Raw genomic sequence first — 20,241 nt, forward strand, 5'->3', positions numbered from 1 at the left:
CGTTTCTGCGGTCTTTACATTATGTTAGAAAGCAGTGATTGAAATGGTTAACGCTGTTTATTTACACATCCCCTTTTGTGATTATATTTGTCACTATTGTGATTTTAATAAAGTGTTTATGCAGGGACAGCCTGTAGATGATTATTTAGCTCATATGGATTTGGAAATGAAGCATACTCTTGAACAGTTTCCTACAGATCGTATTGAGACTATCTTCGTAGGGGGAGGCACTCCTACCGCGCTTAATGAGGAGCAGCTAGAACGTTTTTTGAAAGATGTTCAAAATCGTTTTGGCCCTTATCTGTGTGATTCTATTGAATTTTCGATGGAAGCAAATCCAGGGAGCGTCACACCTGAGAAGCTAAGAATTATGAAAGCTTATGGTGTAAATCGCTTAAGTATAGGAGCTCAAGCATTCCAGGATTCTCTCCTAAATAAACTTGGGAGAGGGCATTCAGTTGCAGAAATTGGGGAAATTGTTCAGATGGCACAGAACGAAGGTTTTGTGAATCTCTCTTTAGATCTTATGTTCGGTTTACCAGATCAAACCATTCATCAGTTTTCAGAGTCAATTACAAAAGCGATTGAATTAGGAATCACGCACATTTCGTCTTATTCCTTACAAGTCGAGAAAAAAACGGTTTTCTACAATAAATGGCGTAAAGGTGAATTACCACTTCCTACTGAAGAAGCAGAAGCTGATATGTATGAAATGCTAATAACGCGTCTTGAAAAAGCTGGTCTATTGCAATACGAGATTAGCAATTTTGCAAAACCGGGTTTTGAAAGCAAACACAATATTACTTATTGGAAGAATAACGAGTACTACGGAATAGGCGCTGGTGCTCACAGCTATATCGATGGGGTCAGAAGAGCAAATGCCGGTCCTCTTAAGCAGTATATGACGAAGATCGATGAAAGTGGTTTTCCATATATGGATGATAACGTTCTAACGGAAAACGAGCGAATGGAAGAAGAAATGTTTATGGGCCTACGCATGAAAGAAGGCGTTTCAAAAGAAGCGTTTCAAAAGAAATTCAATCATTCGATTGAAGATGTATTTAGTGAGCAAATCAATAAGTTAGTTCAAAATCAACTTATACAAGACACTGGTACACACATTACCTTAACAGAACAAGGGTTCTTTTTAGGAAACGAAGTGTTTCAGGAATTTCTTGCGATTTAATTTCTTTGAGGCAAGAGAGAATGACTGAATAAAACGGTTTATTTTAGGGGGAAGATCGTGTTATTTCTCTCCTTTTCATAAAAAATATTGTTTGGGTACAATAATGGTTAACGTAATGATTGACAACTAAAATAAGTTTCTGTTACCTTATTATTAGATTTAGCACTCAGTACCTTAGAGTGCTAACAGAGGTGATGAGGAGATGTTAACAGAACGTCAACTATTCATTTTGCAGTTGTTAATTAACGACTATATTCAAACGGCTGAACCCGTTGGCTCACGAACAATTTCAAAACGTGAAGACGTAACATTTAGCTCTGCCACTATACGCAATGAGCTTGCTGATCTGGAAGAGATGGGATATATCGAGAAAACGCACAGCTCTTCAGGCAGAGTCCCTTCTGAAAAAGGTTATCGTTTTTATGTCGATCATCTTCTATCTCCACCTTTGCTTTCTAAAAAAGATGTGAATAACATTCATTCTCTTTTCGCGGAGAGAATGGTGGAAGTAGAAAAAGTGATTCAGCAATCAGCGGGTATCCTTTCCGAACTTACGCAGTATACGTCAATTATTCTTGGACCGGAAGTTTTTGAAACAAGGCTTCGCCAGATACAAATTATCCCACTGTCTAAGGATACGGCTGTCGTGATATTAGTTGCTGATAGCGGGCACGTTGAGAATCGAACCATGAAAATACCACCATCAGTTAGTATGTCTGATATTGAAAAAGTTGTTAACATCATGAATGAGCGCTTGAGGGATGTTCCACTTATTTCCTTGAAGTCTACTATGATGAAAGAAATGGCGACTGTTTTGAAGAAACATATCGAGAATTACAATCAAGTGAATACAATGCTTGAAAGTCTTTTCCTCTATACAAATGCAGAAAAAGTTTACTATGGAGGTAAGACAAATATTCTGACTCAGCCTGAATTTAAAGATATAGACAAAGTCAGGTTATTACTTAATACGTTCGAACAGGATGAAGTCATGTATAATGTTCTTCGTCCGGAGAAAAACGGGATTGAAGTTAAAATAGGGCAAGAGAATGATCTTGAAGCGATGCAGCACTGTAGCATTGTTACAGCAGATTATTTTATTGAAGGAAAAAGAATGGGCTCCATTGCTTTACTTGGACCGACTAGAATGGAATATCATCGGTCAATGAGCATTCTAGGTTTCCTTGCAAATGATCTGACTAAGACACTTACAGATCGATATCAAAGTTTCAAACACTGGTAATTTGGTAATAGTGTAGAAGGTGGGAGAAACATTTCTTCCATCCTTTTCTATGAGCGAATGATTTGGTATATTTCGATAGGGAGGTGAAATTCGTGGAAAAGCAAAACAGTCATCAAGAGGAAGAAGAACTTCTAACGGAAGAGGAAGAGAATCTTGAGCAAAATGCTGAAGAGAACGATGAACCTGAAGTGATTGAAGTATCTGAAACCAATGAAAATGAAGAGCTTGTGAACTTGCAACAGCAAGTAGAAGAGCTTGAGAATAAATATATGCGCACTCAGGCAGAATACGATAACTTCCGCCGTAGAACACGTGAAGAACGTAGTGCAGATGCAAAATACCGTTCTCAGAAATTAGCTGAAGGATTACTTCCAGCAATCGATAATTTTGAACGTGCGTTAGCTGTTCAAAGCGATAGCGAGCAAGTAACGTCATTGCTAACTGGAATGGAAATGGTGTATCGTCAATTGAAAGAAGCACTTGCTAATGAAGGTGTAGAAGAAATTGGTACTGTCGGAGAAGCATTTAACCCGCATCTCCATCAGGCTGTTATGCAGGTTGAATCAGATGAACATGATTCAGATGTGGTTGTAGAGGTCTTACAAAAAGGCTATCAATTAAACGATCGCGTCCTTCGACCAGCAATGGTAAAGGTAAGCTCTTAACTACATATTAAGAAATAGGAGGTAGAATGTAATGAGTAAAATTATCGGTATTGACTTAGGTACAACGAACTCATGTATTGCAGTAATGGAAGGCGGAGAAGCTACCGTTATCCCGAATCCAGAAGGTAGTCGTACAACGCCATCTGTCGTTGCATTTAAAGATGAGGAACGCCTTGTAGGTGAAGTTGCGAAACGTCAAGCAATTACAAACCCAAACACAATTCAATCGATCAAGCGTCATATGGGTACTGATCATAAAGTAGATGTTGAGGGTAAATCATTTTCTCCTCAAGAAATTTCTGCAATCATTCTTCAAAAGCTAAAATCTTATGCTGAAGATTATCTTGGAGAAGGCGTTGAAAAAGCGGTTATTACAGTACCTGCTTACTTTAACGATGCTGAGCGTCAAGCAACAAAAGATGCTGGTAAAATCGCTGGTCTTGAAGTAGAGCGTATTGTAAACGAACCAACTGCTGCAGCACTTGCTTACGGCCTTGATAAAGAAGATGAAGATCAAACGATTCTCGTATTTGACCTTGGTGGTGGTACGTTTGACGTATCAATCCTTGAACTTGGTGGAGGCGTATTTGAAGTTAAGTCAACTGCTGGTGACAATCGTCTTGGTGGGGACGACTTTGACCAGGTGATCATTGATCACTTAGTTGCTGAATTTAAGAAAGATACTGGTGTAGATCTTGCTCAAGATAAGATGGCACTACAACGTTTGAAAGACGCTGCTGAAAAAGCGAAAAAAGATCTTTCAGGAGTAGCGCAAACACAAATCTCTCTTCCATTTATCACAGCGGACGCTTCAGGCCCTAAACACCTTGAGCTAAACCTAACTCGTGCTAAATTCGAAGAACTTTCTGCAAGCCTAGTAGAGCGCACAATGGCTCCTACTCGTCAAGCTCTTAAAGATGCTGGAATGTCTCCTTCTGAACTTGACAAAGTCATTCTTGTGGGTGGGTCTACTCGTATTCCTGCAGTTCAAGAAGCGATTAAGAAAGAAACTGGACAAGATCCACACAAAGGGGTAAACCCTGATGAAGTGGTTGCTCTTGGTGCAGCTATTCAAGCAGGTGTAATCGCTGGTGACGTAAAAGACGTTGTCCTTCTTGATGTAACACCACTTTCTCTTGGAATTGAAACGATGGGTGGCGTATTTACAAAACTCATTGAGCGGAATACAACGATTCCTACAAGTAAGTCACAAACGTTCTCAACAGCGGCTGATAACCAGCCTTCAGTAGACATTCACGTCCTACAAGGTGAGCGTGAAATGGCTCAGTATAACAAAACACTTGGTCGCTTCCAGTTGACTGATATTCCTCCAGCTCCACGAGGAACGCCTCAAATCGAAGTATCATTTGATATCGACAAAAACGGTATCGTTAACGTTCGGGCGAAGGATCTTGGTACGAATAAAGAGCAGTCAATCACCATTAAATCCTCAAGCGGTCTTTCTGATGACGAGATTGAAAACATGGTGAAAGACGCTGAAGCGAACGCTGAAGAAGATAAGAAGCGTCGTGAAGAAGTTGAAACTCGCAATGAAGCTGATCAGCTAGTATTTACTACTGAGAAGACTCTTAAAGACCTTGAAGGTCAAGTAGAGGAAGAAGAAGTAACAAAAGCAAATGAAGCGAAAGATAAAGTGAAAGCAGCTCTTGAGAATGACGACATTGAAGCTATTCGCACTGCGAAAGATGAGCTTCAAGAAATCGTTCAAGCTCTTTCAATGAAAGTATATGAGCAAGCAGCTCAAGCTCAACAGGCGCAACAAGGTGAAGCTGAAGGAGCAGAACAAGCTGATGATAATGTTGTTGACGCTGAATACGAAGAAGTAGACGACGACAAAAAGTAAGAAAATGATACGAAAAAAAGTCAAAGTCAGGCGTATCTTGACTTTGACTTTTTTCGTCTAATTGGTTAACCACTTTTTGACGAAGTGGCGTTAAAAGGTTCAATGAAATGGTTTTAGAGTTTAGAAAAAATCACAAGTCACGTTTTTTTCCATACATGATAGGTTTGAACTTTTTGGGTAATCGTAGGAAAATAACCTTTTGTCGGCACCATTTTCTTTATGGAGCTATTGGGAGTTTATCCTTCGGTAACTAGTAACGTTCACTGGTGCTAACGATATAGTATTGCAGAGCGTATAAACTCAATGATATGATAAACGTTATGTGAAGAGAATCGGGAGTGGATACGATGAGTAAACGAGATTATTATGAAGTGCTTGGCGTTAGCAAAGATGCTTCGGAAGCTGAAATGAAAAAGGCTTATCGCAAGCTTGCTAAGCAATACCATCCTGATATTAATCAGGAACCTGGTGCAGACGAAAAGTTTAAAGAAGTGACAGAAGCGTATGAAGTATTAAGCGACTCACAGAAGAGAGCTCAGTATGACCAGTTTGGGCATGCGGATCCGAATCAAGGTTTTGGTGGCGGCGGCGCTGATTTTGGCGGCTTTGGCGACATCTTTGATATGTTCTTTGGTGGCGGTGGCCGACGTAATCCAAACGCGCCAAGACAGGGTGCAGACCTTCAATATTCGATGGAATTAACATTTGAAGAAGCGGCTTTTGGTAAAGAAACGGATATTTATATACCAAAAGAAGAGGAATGTTCTACCTGTGATGGTTCAGGTGCGAAACCTGGAACATCGCCTGAGACGTGTCATCATTGTGGTGGTGCAGGTCAATTAAACGTTGAACAAAACACGCCATTTGGTCGAGTTGTTAACCGTCGTGTTTGTCACCACTGTGAAGGTACAGGTAAGCTTATTAAGGAAAAGTGTAAGACTTGCCGTGGTAAAGGAAAAGTGGAAGTGAAGAAAAAGATTCACGTGAAAATTCCTGCTGGTATTGATGAAGGTCAACAAATCCGCATTACCGGAAAAGGGGAAGCCGGTGTTAATGGTGGCCCTCCAGGAGATCTGTTTGTAGTGGTTTATGTGAAATCACATGATTTTTACGAACGTAGCGGAGATGATGTACTATGTCAAATGCCGATCACGTTCTCTCAAGCGGGTCTAGGTGATGAAATTGAAGTTCCGACCCTACATGGAAAAGTGAAACTTAAAGTTCCAGCTGGAACCCAGAGTGGTACGAATTTCCGTTTGAAAGGTAAAGGCATTCAGAACGTTAGAGGATACGGTCAGGGAGATCAGCATGTGAAAATTCAAGTGATTACGCCTAAACACTTAACCGAGCGTCAAAAAGATCTTCTACGTGAATTTAGTGAAATTTCCGGACAGGTGCCTGATGAACAACATGAGAACTTCTTCTCGAAAGTTAAAAAGGCATTTAAGGGAGAATAAGCAAGATGAAAGCTGGTAGCAAGCAGGCCGTACATTATGGCCTGCCTGTTTCCTTTCCGAAAAAAAGGATCCAAAAGAGGAGTGGGCAATGAATGAAATGGTCTGAAATAAGCATTCATACAACAAACGAAGCGATTGAAGCGGTATCCAACATTCTACATGAAGCAGGAGCCAGTGGGGTAGTGATTGAAGACCCGATGGATCTTGTGAAAGTATGGGATACTACTTTCGGAGAGGTTTATCAGCTTAATCCTGATGATTATCCTGAGGAAGGCGTTATTTTAAAAGCGTATTTACCTGTTAATAGTTTTCTTGGTGAAACGGTTGAACAAATCAAAGAAGCCATTAATGGATTGCTTGTCTATGATATTGATCTCGGTCATAATACTGTTCAAATTAGTGAAGTGAATGAAGAAGAATGGGCTACAGCATGGAAGAAATATTATAAACCTGTCAAAATCTCTGAACGCATCACTATTACACCGACATGGGAAGATTATCAGCCGGTGACAACAGATGAAATTATTATTGAGTTAGACCCTGGTATGGCATTTGGAACGGGTACGCATCCGACAACGGTGTTATGCGTCCAAGCACTTGAGAAAATTATTCAGCCAGGTCAGCGTGTCATTGACGTTGGTACCGGATCTGGGGTCTTAAGTATTGCAGCAGCGAGTTTGGGAGCAGATTCAGTAGATGCTCTGGATCTTGACGAAATAGCCGTTAAAAGCGCTGCCCTAAACACGAAACTTAATAAAGTTCATCACAAAATTAATGTAAGTCAAAATAACCTTCTAGAAGGTGTGGAAGAGTCCTATGATGTGATTGTAGCGAACTTACTATCAGAAATTATTGTTCGTTTTACAGATGACGTTGCAAGGGTTCTTAAGCCAGGTGGAGCTTTTATTACTTCTGGTATTATTACTGCTAAGAAGCAAGAAGTGAAACAATCGATTATGGATCAGGGTCTGGAAATCGAAGAGACGTTACAAATGGAAGATTGGGTCGCGTTTATTGCGAGGAAGCCTCACGCTTAAGGAGAGAATTTGATGCAACGATATTTTATTTCTAAATCTCAGCTTCATCAGGATCATGTTATGATTGAAGGGGAAGATGTCAAGCATATTTCAAGAGTGATGAGGATGACCGCTGGTGATCAAATTATTTGTTGTACAGAAGACGGTGAATCAGCGATCTGCGAAATAGATGAAATTTCACCTGATGTCATCAAAGCAATTCCAAAAGAGTGGCTTGACGAGCAAAAGCGCTTAACTGTTAATGTAACAATTGTACAGGGGTTACCTAAGGGTGACAAACTTGAAACTGTCATCCAAAAGGGAACAGAGCTTGGTGCAGATCAGTTTATCCCTTTTAAAGCCGAACGTTCTGTTGTAAAATGGGATGAGCAAAAAAGCGCTAAAAAATTGCAGCGACTAAAAAAAATTGCAAAAGAAGCGGCCGAGCAATCTCATCGCACAACGATTCCAGCTATTGATATGCCTCATTCTCTATCTTCACTGATTAAGATAAGCCAATCATATGATTATAAATTAATTGCTTACGAAGAAGAAGCAAGAGCAGGAGAATCTGCTAAGCTCGTTCAAACGCTTCACGAGGCAAATCGGAACGACCGAATCATGGTTGTATTTGGTCCGGAAGGTGGACTATCAGAAAATGAAGTCGATGCTTTGAAAAAAGCTGGGTTCTCATCATGTGGACTCGGTCCTAGAATTTTACGTACAGAAACGGCTGCTATGTATGTACTAGCAGCGATTTCTTATCATTTTGAATTAACGAGGTGATGATATGCCTTCAGTTGCATTCCATACATTAGGTTGTAAAGTGAATCACTATGAAACGGAAGCGATTTGGCAGTTGTTTAAAGATCATGATTACGAGCGGGTGGAGTTTGATCATGCATCTGATGTTTACGTTATAAATACTTGTACCGTTACAAATACGGGGGATAAGAAAAGCCGACAGGTCATTCGTCGAGCAATCCGTAAGAATCCGGATGCGGTGATTTGCGTTACGGGTTGCTATGCTCAAACGTCACCTGCTGAAATTATGGCAATTCCTGGTGTGGATGTTGTAGTGGGGACACAGGATCGCGTTAAAATGCTTGATTACATTGAGCAATACAAACGCGAACGAGAGCCTGTAAATGGCGTAGGAAATATAATGAAAGCACGTGTATATGAAGAACTTGAAGTTCCTGCATTTACTGATCGTACACGTGCATCTCTTAAGATCCAGGAAGGCTGTAACAATTTTTGTACCTTCTGCATTATTCCGTGGGCGAGAGGTCTGCTAAGATCTCGTGAACCTGAAGCTGTCATTACACAAGCACAGCAACTCGTAGATGCGGGTTACAAAGAAATCGTACTTACTGGTATTCACACAGCAGGATATGGAGAAGATTTAAAGGATTATAATTTTGCTCAGCTTCTTCGTGATCTTGATGAAAAAGTAAAAGGTTTGAAACGAATTCGTATTTCTTCTATAGAAGCAAGTCAGGTGACTGATGAAGTGATTGACGTATTAAATCAGTCTGAAAAAGTGGTTCCGCACCTGCATATTCCTCTTCAATCAGGATCAAATACAGTGCTTCAGCGTATGAGAAGAAAATATACAATGGAAATGTTTGGAGAGCGGCTGGAACGTTTGAAACAAGCACTTCCAGGACTTGCGATTACTTCGGATGTCATTGTAGGTTTCCCTGGTGAAACAGAGGAAGAATTTAAAGAAACGTATGACTTTATTGCAAAGCATAAATTTTCAGAACTTCATGTTTTTCCATTTTCTAAGCGTACGGGTACACCGGCTGCTCGAATGGAAGACCAGGTTGATGATGAAATTAAGAATAAGCGAGTTCATCATTTAATTGAGCTATCCAATCAGCTTGCAAAAGAGTATGCGTCTCACTATGAAGGAGAAGTTCTTGAGGTAATTCCTGAGGAAAAATACAAAGATGATCCGAATTCAGACTTATACGTTGGCTATTCAGCGAACTATATGAAAGTGATTTTCGAAGCCTCTGAAGAGATGATTGGGAAAATTGTTAAAGTGAAAATTACAAAAGCTGGATACCCTTATAATGAAGGACAATTTGTTCGTGTTATGAACGAGGATGAGCCAACAGCTGCCGTTGCTTCATTTTAAAGGTAGAAGTCTGATGGAACAGGTTACTTAAACAGAATTGGAAGGATGACGATCATGAATAAAGAACTAGCAAAAATGATTGACCACACAGCGCTTAAACCGGATACAAGTCGAGAGCAAATTGAAAAACTTTGTGAAGAAGCAAGAGAATTTAACTTCGCTTCTGTCTGCGTAAACCCTACATGGGTGTCTCTTGCTGCCGAGAAGTTAGAAGGAGCAGAAGCGAAAGTTTGTACCGTTATCGGTTTTCCATTAGGAGCCGTTACAACTGAGACAAAAGCATTTGAAACAACTGATGCCATTCAAAAAGGTGCTACTGAAGTTGATATGGTTATTAATATCGGCGCACTTAAAGACGGTAACAATGAACTGGTGGAGCAAGATATTAAAGCTGTTGTTGAAGCAGCAAAAGGCAAAGCGCTTGTAAAAGTTATTATCGAAACATGTCTTTTAACAGATGAAGAAAAAACACGTGCATGCGAGCTTTCCGTTAACGCGGGTGCTGATTATGTAAAAACTTCAACAGGTTTTTCAACTGGTGGAGCGACAGTAGAAGATATTAAGCTGATGAGAAAAACAGTTGGACCAAACATTGGCGTAAAGGCATCTGGAGGCGTTCGTGATTTAGAAGGTTCTCAAGCGATGATTGATGCTGGTGCTACACGTATCGGTGCGAGTGCCGGAGTGAAAATTGTTCAAGGTGAAACGGCTGATACAGATTATTAATTAATATGAAAAACCATCACTTCTAGCATAAGAAGTGATGGTTTTTCAGTTCAATCTATAATTGTGTAACCTTTCGATTGATAAGGCGAGCAACCGTGTAAAAGGTAAGAACAAAAGTGCTGAAAGCACGTTAAATAAAATGGAAACATGTGCAAGTTGGACGTCAGGTAAAGAGGTTAAACTTGCTGCTAATGAGCCGAAGAAGCCAATTAATGGAAAGAATAGGATGACGCCAATAAGGTTGATCCAAACGTGCGCATAGGCGGCAAGTTTTGCTTCCTTGCTACTACCAATACTAGCTATTAATGCAGTAATACATGTCCCAACATTTGATCCATATAGAATCGCGATAGCTGCGGGCAAGGAAAGGAGATCCTGATTAATAAACCCCATTGTAATACCTGTTGTGGCTGAACTTGATTGGATAAGAGCAGTAAGTAAAGTTCCAATGCCTATTCCATATAGCAAACTAGAATTTGTTTCGTAAATCACGTGTTCAAAAAAGGAAAGGGTAGATAAAGGGATGGCTAGCGCTTCTAGTCCATGCATCGCTACAAAAATGCAACCTAGTCCAAAGGATACAGTTCCTAAACTAAAACTTAGCTGATGGCGAATTTGAAGCAAAATAAACCCGGCAAGTAATAAGGGTAATACAAGGTGATCTGGATTAAGCGTCATTAATTCCGCAGTTAGTGTGGTGCCGATATTTGTACCAAGAATAATGCCGATGGACTGTCTAAATGTAAGTAGCCTAGCCGCAATCAAACTGATGGTTAGGACCATAACGGCAGAACTGCTTTGTAAGATGCCGGTGACAAGTGCTCCTGTTAGTAAACCACGAACTGGTGTGGAAGAGGCAAGATAAAGCCACTTCTGTAACTTAGTAGTGGAAATCGAATTTAACCCAACACGAAGTATGCTCATTCCAAAAAGAAAGATACTTATAAAGACGATAAAAGAGGCGAATTGTGGACTCATTTTTCACAAATTCTCCTTTCCGTTATAAAGTTTATGGACAAGATTCCATCTACATGCTCGTTATTTTTTGATAAAGGTGTTTCCGTTTTATATGGAAACAAGTGAGTCTTCTCATTTTCAAAATAGGAAAGAAGGATTAAAAAGAAATTTAATCAAAGAATTGTTGATAAACCGGACGGGATGTATTATAATTGCAGGTGACATGTCTTTGATAGAAAGTCATGTGTTATGATTGTGTATGTTTTGGAGGGAGGGATAGAGATGGCGGAAACTCGCGTGCGTAAGAACGAGTCGATCGATGATGCTCTGCGTCGCTTCAAGAGAACGGTTTCTAAAGAAGGCACTTTGGCTGAAGTTAAGAAGCGCAAGCACTATGAAAAGCCAAGTGTAAAGCGTAAAAAGAAATCTGAGGCAGCAAGGAAAAAGCGTAAGTTCTAAGAGAGGGTGTTAGGTCAGTGAGTCTAAATGACCGTTTAACAGCAGATATGAAAGTAGCGATGAAGAACAAAGAGAAACACAAACTATCTGTTATTCGGATGGTGAAATCTTCACTTCAAAATGAATCCATTAAATTGGGGCATGAACTAACTGAAGAGGAAGAACTTACCGTTCTCACTCGCGAAGTCAAGCAACGCAAAGACTCCCTCCTTGAATTTGAAAAAGCTGGTCGAAGTGATCTTGTGCAGAATCTCGATGAAGAGCTGTCGATTTTATCTGTCTACCTGCCGAAACAACTCTCTGAAGAGGAAGTTGAACAGATTGTTCAGGAAGTGATTTCTGAAACTGGAGCTTCTTCTAAGAAAGATATGGGTAAGGTAATGGGTGCGCTTATGCCTCGTGTAAAAGGCAAAGCGGACGGCGGACTTGTTAATCGTCTTGTACAAAAGAACTTATCATAAAGTGATACTTTCAACTTAGGAGATGACGTATTTCCTTAAGGTGACTAGTTGAAACAATCGAACCTTGAGGTGAAGTTGATTTTTCTTTTTTAAACTGAAAAAGGAAATGATAGAACTTCGCTTTAAGCGTGGGATAAATATGATTAAGCGCAAACACGTCCTGTAGGAACAGGGCGTGTTTTTCTATAATTCATATCTTTTTACGTCAATTTTATTTAGATAATTGAGGCTAGTTTTCGTATATTTATTTATAAACTAGTAATTGGTAACTTAATTTGTCATACTAAAATTAATTATTTTACATAAGACTGAAACTTTATGTTGGCCTCATCCGTATACTTAAATAGCTGGAGGGAGGGATCACAATCATAAAAAATACAATGCGTTTCTTTGTATCTGTTTGCTTCATGATAATGGTTATTCTTCCGTTTGCAGGAAATGTTGTATTAAGTAAAGGCGAGGGTGATCTTGTTACATTTATTCCTGTAGAACAAGAAGTGGAACGTGGATTAGAGGCCTTTCTAAAGCGATCAATTCAGGATGCGGAGGATCAGGGCACTGATCATATTGTATTAGAGATTAATACACCTGGTGGAGCAGTAAATGCTGCCGATAACATCGCTAAAATCATGAAAGGGTCAGAAGTCCCAATCACAGCCTATGTATCCAATCGTGCCCTTTCAGCGGGAGCTTATATTGCATTGAATGCTGATCAAATCATTATGGAACCCGGTGCTTTAATGGGGTCTGCTGCTATTATTGACCAGGCAGGAAATGCAGCTGACAAAAAAGCCGAGTCTTTTTGGCACGCTGCAATGAAATCGGCTGCAGAGCTCAATGATCGCGATCCGAAGTATGCATTAGCTATGGCTGATCCAGACGTCGACCTACCGGATTATAACGCTCCAAAAGGAGAACTTCTAACACTTGGTGACCAGGAAGCAGTAGAGGTAGGATACGCAGAAGGGATAGCAGAGGATCGCACCGAATTACTTAGCATGCTTGATCTTGAAGATGCCAAAATTAGTAATGCTGAAGTGAGTATTGCAGAAAGAATTGCTCGATTCGTAACAAATCCAATTATTATCCCGATTTTATTATCAATTGGAAGTCTCGGGCTAGTATTGGAACTGTATTCACCTGGATTTGGCGTGCCAGGATTTATGGGAGCCGGTGCATTACTTCTCTTTTTCTTTGGTCATATGATTGCCGGGTTTGCCGGATGGGAATCCTTGCTTCTATTAATTGTAGGGGTTGTGCTCATTGTTGTGGAAGTGTTTATTCCAGGGTTTGGAATATTCGGTGTTCTTGGCGCGATTGGGGTAGTCGCGAGTATCGTTCTAGCTTCAGGGCAATCAATGCAATACGTCTTATTAGCAATTCTAATCGCGGTTGCAGTTACAGTTGGTGGTTCCTACCTGTTTATTCGGATCTTTGGCTATCGAGGTTTCTTCAAAAAAATCATTCTTTCCGATTCAACAAAAACAGAGTTAGGGTATGTATCTAACACTACTCGAGATGAGTTAGTAGGTATGGAAGGAACAGCCGTGACACCGCTTAGGCCATCTGGCATTGCAGATTTTGGAGATGAGCGTATGGATGTTGTGACTGAAGGTGGTTATTTACCGTCTGGCACAAAAGTGAAAATTGTGAAAACGAATGGCTCTAGAGTCGTTGTAAGAGCAAGTAAATAAGGGGTAACAGGGAGGAAAATAATGGACACTAGTACATTAGGATTATTGGTAATTGTAGGGTTAGTCATTATTGGTTTAGCTATACTCTTTACGTTTGTACCTGTCATGTTGTGGATCTCAGCACTTGCAGCAGGAGTTCGCGTGAGTATATTTAACCTTGTAGGTATGAGGCTTCGTCGCGTTATTCCATCGCGCGTTATCAACCCGTTAATTAAAGCAGTAAAAGCAGGTCTTGAATTAAACACAAATCAATTAGAAAGTCATTATCTGGCTGGCGGTAACGTTGACCGCGTTGTCAATGCGCTAATAGCGGCGCATCGAGCTAATATTGAACTTAGCTTTGAACGCTGTGCAGCAATTGACCTTGCAGGTCGAGATGTGTTAGATGCCGTACAGATGAGTGTAAATCCAAAAGTTATCGAAACACCATTTATCGCAGGTGTTGCGATGGATGGGATTGAAGTGAAAGCAAAAGCACGAATCACCGTACGTGCCAACATCGATCGTCTTGTAGGGGGAGCTGGTGAAGATACTGTCATTGCACGTGTAGGTGAGGGAATTGTAAGTACGATTGGTTCATCTGAAAATCACAAAAAAGTTCTTGAAAATCCTGATATGATTTCTCATACAGTTTTATCAAAAGGACTAGATGCAGGAACAGCGTTTGAGATTCTATCCATTGATATTGCGGATATTGATATCGGTAAAAACATTGGTGCAGTTCTACAAACGGATCAGGCTGAGGCAGATAAGAATATTGCACAGGCAAAAGCAGAAGAACGTCGTGCCATGGCAGTAGCACAAGAGCAAGAGATGAGGGCTCGAGTAGAAGAAATGCGTGCGAAGGTAGTGGAAGCAGAGGCGGAAGTACCAATGGCAATGGCCGAAGCGCTTCGTTCTGGTAACATCGGTGTGATGGATTATATGAATCTGAAGAACATTGAAGCAGACACGGATATGAGAGACATGATCGGTAAGCCGAATCAGGAAGAAGATGAGGATGATCGCTAAATTCTTAATTACCTTCTGTTCGGGTGGTGACAGTAGTGGATAATCTGATTGAGTTGCTGCTAAATAATATTGTATTTGTCATTATCGCTATAGGAGGAATCGTTAGTTTCTTTAAGCGTATGGGAAATGAAGAGGATCAAAGTAAGAAGCCCCCTCAAGCGCGTCGTCAGGCAGAAGTAGGAAATAAACAACATTCTGACAGCTCTCCGAGCCATGCTGAAGAAAGTCATGGGAACAAGGCTGATAAGGTTAGTGCATACCAAGAAGCGTTAGAGCGAATATCCGATCGCGACAAACCAAAGTATGACTTAAAAGTGCAGAGATCTGTTCGAAAACAAAGTAATAAGAAACATCGAAGTTTATCTATAAGTAAAAATGATGTGAGAAATGGTGTGCTTTGGTCAGAGATTCTGGGCCCGCCAAGATCTAAGAAGCCTCATTCTTTCAATAACAGTGCAAGATACCAAAGGAAATAAGAATTAAATTGATTTAACAGGCTGTTAGGTGAACCCTTTCCAGCCTGTTTTTTTATGTCCTTTTTTCGGCATTTACCGATAAACAATTAAAAAGAACAATTATTAATGGTTAAACTGAGAAGTGAGAGCGCATACTACCTTTAATGACCTGAAGATGCTTTTAACGAAGTTGAAAATTGACGAATTTCTTTTTTAAAACTACAAATTCGGCAATTTACAAAACCTTTACATTCGATTCATATGGAGTTAAAAATCTTCGGTTAGTATTGTATTTGTGAGTTGGTCAAGCCAGCTGATAATAATTACAGAATAAATGGGGGTTACAAAGAAATGAAGAAGTTCAAGAGCTTAGCAATTATGTTTACTTTCGTTTTAGTAATGGGAGTACTTGCTGCTTGTGGCGGCGGAAATGAGAATTCTTCTAATTCATCTAATGGTAACGGTGGCGAAGAAGGATCATCAGAAGCTGTATCAGGTTCTATTATCGTAGGTGGATCAAGTGCACTTCAACCTCTAGCAGCAGCTGCAGTTGAACAATTCCAACAAAATAACCCAGATGCTCAAATTGACGTTCAGGGTGGCGGTAGTGGTACTGGCCTTTCTGAAGTTGCAGCTGGTAATTTCGATATTGGTAATGCGGACTACTTCGCTGAGTCAAAAGAAGGTATTGAAGCAAGTGAGCTTGTTGATCATAAAGTAGCAGTTGTAGGTATGACTGCAGCGGTAAATGCTGAAGCTGGCGTTACTGACATTTCTAAAGAAGACCTTATTAAAGTATTTACTGGTGAAGTGACTAACTGGAAAGATGTTGGCGGAGAAGATATGGAAATTCAACTAGTTAACCGTCCTGATGGTTCTGGTACTCGTGCAACATTTAATGAATTTGGTCTAGATGGTGCTACTCCAGCTGAAGGAATTACAGAAGATTCTTCAAACACTGTGAAAAAGATCGTTAATGATACTCCGGGAGCTGTAGGTTACCTTGCTTTCTCTTACTTCGATGATAGCTCTGATTCAAATGTAAAGAAAATGGCTATTGACGGCGTTGAAGCTACTGATGAGAACGTAACAACAGGTGATTTCCCAATCTGGGCTTATGAGCACATGTATACGAAAGGTGAGCCAGAAGGTCTTGAAAAAGCATTCCTTGATTACATGATGAGCGACGAAGTTCAAACTTCACTTGTACCTGACCAAGGCTACATCCCTGCAAGCAAAATGAAAGTTGAACGTGACGCTGAAGGTAATCAATCAGATCTATAATATAATTGTAATAAGTTTTAAATAGGAAACATTAATAGGGTTGGCTCTGTATCCTGGTTCTTAAAAAACCAGTGTGGGGGTCAGCCCGTTTCCCATGATAAATAGGAGGATCGCTATGTCTAACATTAATCATTCTTCAACCTCCAGCTCAACTCATCGACTAATCAAAAATAAAAATGGGTCAGTTAAAAGAAATGAGTTAAGAGGGAAAGTTGTAGTATATTCTTGCGCAGCTTTAATTATTATCGCTACGATCGCAATTACCTTGTTTTTAACAATAAAAGGGCTACAATCCTTTATCGTAAATGGTGTGAATGTAGGTGAGTTCTTAACAGGTCTAACGTGGAGTCCTTCAGGAGAAGGGGACGTGTCTTATGGAGCATTCCCATTTATATTCGGATCTTTCTCGGTAACATTCCTTGCTGCGTTATTTGCTGCTCCCCTTGGCATTGGTAGTGCGATATTTATGACCGAGATTGCGAAAACATGGGGTCAAAAAGTATTACAACCTGTTATTGAAATACTAGTAGGAATTCCTTCGGTAGTTTATGGACTTATAGGATTAACCGTTATTGTTCCACTTATAAGAGAGCACTCCAGTGGAATAGGCTTTAGTTTATTAGCAGGTATGATTGTTGTAGGTGTTATGATTCTACCTACTGTCACAAGTATTTCTGCAGATGCACTAAAATCTATCCCACAGGATATTAAAGATGCATCGTATGGTTTGGGCGCCACAAGATGGCAAACGATTTATAAAGTGATTCTACCAGCAGCAATGCCATCCCTCGCCACAGCTGTAGTACTTGGAATGGCGAGAGCGTTTGGTGAAGCCTTAGCTGTACAAATGGTAATTGGTAACTCAAAAGCCTTACCTGAATCGATTACAGATCAGGCGGCAACATTAACATCAATTATTACTTTAAGCATGGGACATACAACGTATGGTAGCTTGCATAATAATTTGCTTTGGTCCTTAGGGTTGATCTTACTAGTAATGTCTTATGTCTTTATTATTATTATCCGTTTTATATCCTCAAGGAGGAAAGTTTAAATGAACAGGCGTATAAGTAATAACATTGCAACTTCAGTATTTATTTTATGTGCTGTAGTTATGATAGCAACTCTAGTATATTTATTAGGCTATATTCTTACGAATGGTTTTGCTGAAATAGATTGGTCATTTCTAAGCTCAAATTCTAGTTCATTCCAGGAAGGTGGAGGGATTAAGAATCAGCTATGGAATTCGTTTTATATTCTGATGATGACCATGCTATTTTCCGTTCCACTTGGCGTTCTCGGCGGTATCTATTTAGCAGAATATTCTAAGCCCGGAAAAATTACAAATGTGATCAGAACAAGTGTAGAGGTTCTTTCTTCTCTTCCTTCAATAGTAGTAGGTATGTTTGGTTTACTCGTATTTGTACAGTACATGGGGTTAGGGTACTCCATTATTGCTGGTGCTCTAGCGTTAACCGTTTTTAATTTACCAGTTATTGTACGTGTAACAGAGGATTCGATTCGTTCGATTCCGTTAAAACAAAAAAATGCAAGTTTGGCTTTAGGTATAACACATTGGCACACTGTCAAAACGGTTCTAGTTCCAGCTGCCTTTCCAGGAATTTTAACAGGTGTGATTCTTTCAGCAGGCCGAGTTTTTGGTGAAGCGGCTGCGCTATTATTCACAGCTGGTCTTTCAACACCAAATTTGAATTTTACAAATTGGAATCCTTTTGAATCGACATCTCCGCTTAATCCATTTCGTTCAGCAGAAACGCTGTCTGTTCACATTTGGAAAGTTAACTCACAGGGGATTATGCCAGATGTTCTTGAGATTGCAAATGGGTCAGCGGCAGTTTTGATCATTTTTGTATTAATATTTAATTTATCAGCAAGAATTATTGGCGGATTTATCTTCGCTAAAATATCTGGTAAAAAATAGGAGTTGACGCGTCGTGCAAGCAAGCGATCTAGGTAAAGAAAAGAAGGAAGCGAATGCCGTTTCCCCTTTAATGGATATTAAAAATCTAAGTGTTTTTTATGGAGAAAAGGAAGCAGTAAAGAACGTTTCAATGCCGATCGAAGGGAATAAAGTGACTGCTTTTATTGGTCCTTCTGGTTGCGGAAAATCGACTTTATTAAGAACGATTAATCGAATGAATGACCAAATTGATAGTGCTCATTACAAAGGCGAAATCATGTATGATGGCGTTAATCTTTTGGATAAAAAAATCGATGTGGTCTCTTTAAGAAAAGAAATTGGCATGGTGTTTCAGGAACCAAATCCATTTCCGAAACCGATTATCACAAATTTAACCCATGCGCTAAAGTTTTATCGTACTAAAAAGAGTGAAATACAGGGTATCGTTGAGACGGCTTTAAAACAGGCGGCTTTATGGGATGAAGTAAAAAACCGTTTGAATAGCTCTGCACAATCTTTATCAGGCGGGCAACAACAACGTTTATGTATTGCAAGAGCTCTTGCATTGAAACCACAGGTACTTTTATTAGATGAACCAACATCTGCTTTGGATCCTATTTCTAGTGCTAAAGTAGAAGACTTAATTATTGAATTAAAGAAGCATTATACGATTGCAATTGTTACTCATAATATGGAACAGGCTGCGAGAATTTCTGATTACACTACCTTTATGTACAACGGAGAATTGATTGAGTATGGTGAGACTTCTCGGTTATTCACAAATCCGAAAGAACAAAGAACGGAAGAATATTTAACAGGGAAATTTAGCTGAATCGCGAATAGTATCATTACAACTTTAAAAAAGAATGCAATCATTGCGTTTATTATACAAGCAATCGGAAAAAATTCTTATGAAAATGTAAAGGAATGAAATCATATGGGGAATTATTCTTATGAGGTCGAGAATTTAAATCTCTGGTATGGAGATAACCAGGCACTATTTGAAGTAAGTATGAAGATTCCTTATCGTGAAGTGACGGCAATTATCGGACCTTCAGGGTGTGGAAAATCAACATTTCTTAAAATGCTTAATCGAATGGTGGAAATGATCCCTAAAGTAAGAGTATCTGGCACGATAAAGTATAATGGTAATAATATCTTAGAAAATTATCGGGCGGAAGAGCTAAGAACGAATGTAGGAATGGTCTTTCAACATCCCAATCCATTTCCAAAGTCTATTTATGAGAATGTTATTTATGGAGTGCGAATTCAAGGTATCAGAAATAAGAAAAAGTTGGATGAAATCGTTGAAAAGAGTTTGAAGCAAGCTGCTATATGGGATGAAGTAAAGGATCGTTTGCATACAAGCGCGACTGGTCTTTCAGGTGGACAACAACAACGTATATGCATAGCTCGTGCGCTAGCTGTAGAGCCTGATGTCATTTTAATGGATGAGCCTACGTCTGCTCTTGATCCAATCTCAACTCTAAAAGTAGAAGAATTAATTCATGATTTGAAAGACAAATACACGATTGTTGTCGTTACACACAACATGCAACAGGCTTCAAGGATTTCTGATCAAACAGCATTCTTTTTAAATGGCGATCTTGTAGAATTTGATAAAACGGATAAGATTTTCTCTAATCCAATGGATAAACGAACAGAAGATTACATTAGTGGTAAATTCGGTTAATAG

20 protein-coding genes are annotated in these 20,241 nt (G+C 39.7%); 19 read left to right on the forward strand and 1 reads right to left on the reverse strand.

Annotation, left to right across the window (positions count from 1 at the left end; translation table 11 throughout):
* Positions 1-43: 43 nt before the first annotated feature.
* The 9 genes from hemW (at position 44) to deoC (ending at position 10,303) form a co-directional block, all read left to right on the forward strand.
* Complete coding sequence (gene hemW / locus LC090_RS07420; RefSeq protein ID WP_226656809.1) at positions 44-1,186, forward strand: radical SAM family heme chaperone HemW; 1,143 nt, start codon at positions 44-46, stop codon at positions 1,184-1,186.
* 202 nt (positions 1,187-1,388) lie between these two features.
* Positions 1,389-2,429 carry a heat-inducible transcriptional repressor HrcA gene (gene hrcA / locus LC090_RS07425; protein WP_224593624.1) on the forward strand — a complete coding sequence of 347 codons (1,041 nt, stop codon included), beginning with the start codon at positions 1,389-1,391 and terminating at the stop codon, positions 2,427-2,429.
* A 92-nt stretch (positions 2,430-2,521) separates the two neighbouring features.
* Positions 2,522-3,094 (forward strand): nucleotide exchange factor GrpE, encoded by a 573-nt coding sequence (grpE, locus tag LC090_RS07430; protein ID WP_226656811.1) that lies wholly within the window; start codon positions 2,522-2,524, stop codon positions 3,092-3,094.
* A 31-nt stretch (positions 3,095-3,125) separates the two neighbouring features.
* Positions 3,126-4,958: a molecular chaperone DnaK gene (dnaK, locus tag LC090_RS07435; RefSeq protein WP_226656813.1), complete on the forward strand. Its 1,833-nt coding sequence runs from the start codon at positions 3,126-3,128 to the stop codon at positions 4,956-4,958.
* Positions 4,959-5,305: 347 nt separating this feature from the next.
* A complete protein-coding gene (gene dnaJ / locus LC090_RS07440; protein WP_226656815.1) occupies positions 5,306-6,415 on the forward strand; it encodes a molecular chaperone DnaJ in 1,110 nt (369 codons plus the stop codon).
* 92 nt (positions 6,416-6,507) lie between these two features.
* Complete coding sequence (prmA, locus tag LC090_RS07445) at positions 6,508-7,452, forward strand: 50S ribosomal protein L11 methyltransferase (RefSeq protein WP_226656817.1); 945 nt, start codon at positions 6,508-6,510, stop codon at positions 7,450-7,452.
* A gap of 12 nt (positions 7,453-7,464) precedes the next feature.
* A complete protein-coding gene (locus LC090_RS07450; RefSeq protein ID WP_226656819.1) occupies positions 7,465-8,217 on the forward strand; it encodes a 16S rRNA (uracil(1498)-N(3))-methyltransferase in 753 nt (250 codons plus the stop codon).
* Between the two features lie 4 nt (positions 8,218-8,221).
* Positions 8,222-9,577: a tRNA (N(6)-L-threonylcarbamoyladenosine(37)-C(2))-methylthiotransferase MtaB gene (mtaB, locus tag LC090_RS07455; protein WP_226656821.1), complete on the forward strand. Its 1,356-nt coding sequence runs from the start codon at positions 8,222-8,224 to the stop codon at positions 9,575-9,577.
* Positions 9,578-9,631: 54 nt separating this feature from the next.
* Complete coding sequence (gene deoC, locus LC090_RS07460) at positions 9,632-10,303, forward strand: deoxyribose-phosphate aldolase (RefSeq protein ID WP_226656823.1); 672 nt, start codon at positions 9,632-9,634, stop codon at positions 10,301-10,303.
* A gap of 45 nt (positions 10,304-10,348) precedes the next feature.
* Here the strand turns inward: deoC and LC090_RS07465 are convergent, their stop codons facing one another.
* On the reverse strand, positions 10,349-11,281 hold the full coding sequence (locus tag LC090_RS07465) for a Na/Pi symporter (RefSeq protein ID WP_226656825.1): 933 nt from the start codon (positions 11,279-11,281) through the stop codon (positions 10,349-10,351).
* A 261-nt stretch (positions 11,282-11,542) separates the two neighbouring features.
* Between LC090_RS07465 and rpsU the strand changes: the two genes are divergently transcribed.
* The 10 genes from rpsU to pstB (LC090_RS07515) all read left to right on the forward strand — a co-directional run bounded on the left by rpsU (position 11,543) and on the right by pstB (LC090_RS07515) (position 20,238).
* A complete protein-coding gene (gene rpsU / locus LC090_RS07470; protein WP_224593651.1) occupies positions 11,543-11,719 on the forward strand; it encodes a 30S ribosomal protein S21 in 177 nt (58 codons plus the stop codon).
* Positions 11,720-11,736: 17 nt separating this feature from the next.
* Positions 11,737-12,180 (forward strand): GatB/YqeY domain-containing protein, encoded by a 444-nt coding sequence (locus LC090_RS07475; RefSeq protein WP_226656827.1) that lies wholly within the window; start codon positions 11,737-11,739, stop codon positions 12,178-12,180.
* A 407-nt stretch (positions 12,181-12,587) separates the two neighbouring features.
* Positions 12,588-13,874 (forward strand): NfeD family protein, encoded by a 1,287-nt coding sequence (locus tag LC090_RS07480; RefSeq protein ID WP_226656828.1) that lies wholly within the window; start codon positions 12,588-12,590, stop codon positions 13,872-13,874.
* 21 nt (positions 13,875-13,895) lie between these two features.
* Positions 13,896-14,885 carry a flotillin-like protein FloA gene (gene floA, locus LC090_RS07485; RefSeq protein ID WP_098444295.1) on the forward strand — a complete coding sequence of 330 codons (990 nt, stop codon included), beginning with the start codon at positions 13,896-13,898 and terminating at the stop codon, positions 14,883-14,885.
* Between the two features lie 35 nt (positions 14,886-14,920).
* The gene (locus LC090_RS07490) at positions 14,921-15,361 is read left to right on the forward strand and encodes a hypothetical protein (protein ID WP_226656829.1); all 441 of its coding nucleotides are present in this window, start codon (positions 14,921-14,923) and stop codon (positions 15,359-15,361) included.
* A gap of 330 nt (positions 15,362-15,691) precedes the next feature.
* Positions 15,692-16,624, forward strand: a complete 933-nt coding sequence (locus tag LC090_RS07495) for a phosphate ABC transporter substrate-binding protein (protein WP_226656830.1) — start codon at positions 15,692-15,694, stop codon at positions 16,622-16,624.
* Between the two features lie 115 nt (positions 16,625-16,739).
* A complete protein-coding gene (pstC, locus tag LC090_RS07500) occupies positions 16,740-17,678 on the forward strand; it encodes a phosphate ABC transporter permease subunit PstC (protein ID WP_226656831.1) in 939 nt (312 codons plus the stop codon).
* Positions 17,679-18,566 carry a phosphate ABC transporter permease PstA gene (pstA, locus tag LC090_RS07505; protein WP_226656832.1) on the forward strand — a complete coding sequence of 296 codons (888 nt, stop codon included), beginning with the start codon at positions 17,679-17,681 and terminating at the stop codon, positions 18,564-18,566.
* Between the two features lie 70 nt (positions 18,567-18,636).
* Positions 18,637-19,377 (forward strand): phosphate ABC transporter ATP-binding protein PstB, encoded by a 741-nt coding sequence (gene pstB / locus LC090_RS07510; RefSeq protein ID WP_226658408.1) that lies wholly within the window; start codon positions 18,637-18,639, stop codon positions 19,375-19,377.
* Positions 19,378-19,482: 105 nt separating this feature from the next.
* Positions 19,483-20,238 carry a phosphate ABC transporter ATP-binding protein PstB gene (gene pstB, locus LC090_RS07515; protein WP_273850836.1) on the forward strand — a complete coding sequence of 252 codons (756 nt, stop codon included), beginning with the start codon at positions 19,483-19,485 and terminating at the stop codon, positions 20,236-20,238.
* The last annotated feature ends 3 nt before the right edge of the window (positions 20,239-20,241 follow it).

The sequence above is a fragment of the Guptibacillus hwajinpoensis genome (assembly GCF_020524165.1).
GTDB classification, from domain to species: domain Bacteria; phylum Bacillota; class Bacilli; order Bacillales; family Guptibacillaceae; genus Guptibacillus; species Guptibacillus hwajinpoensis_D.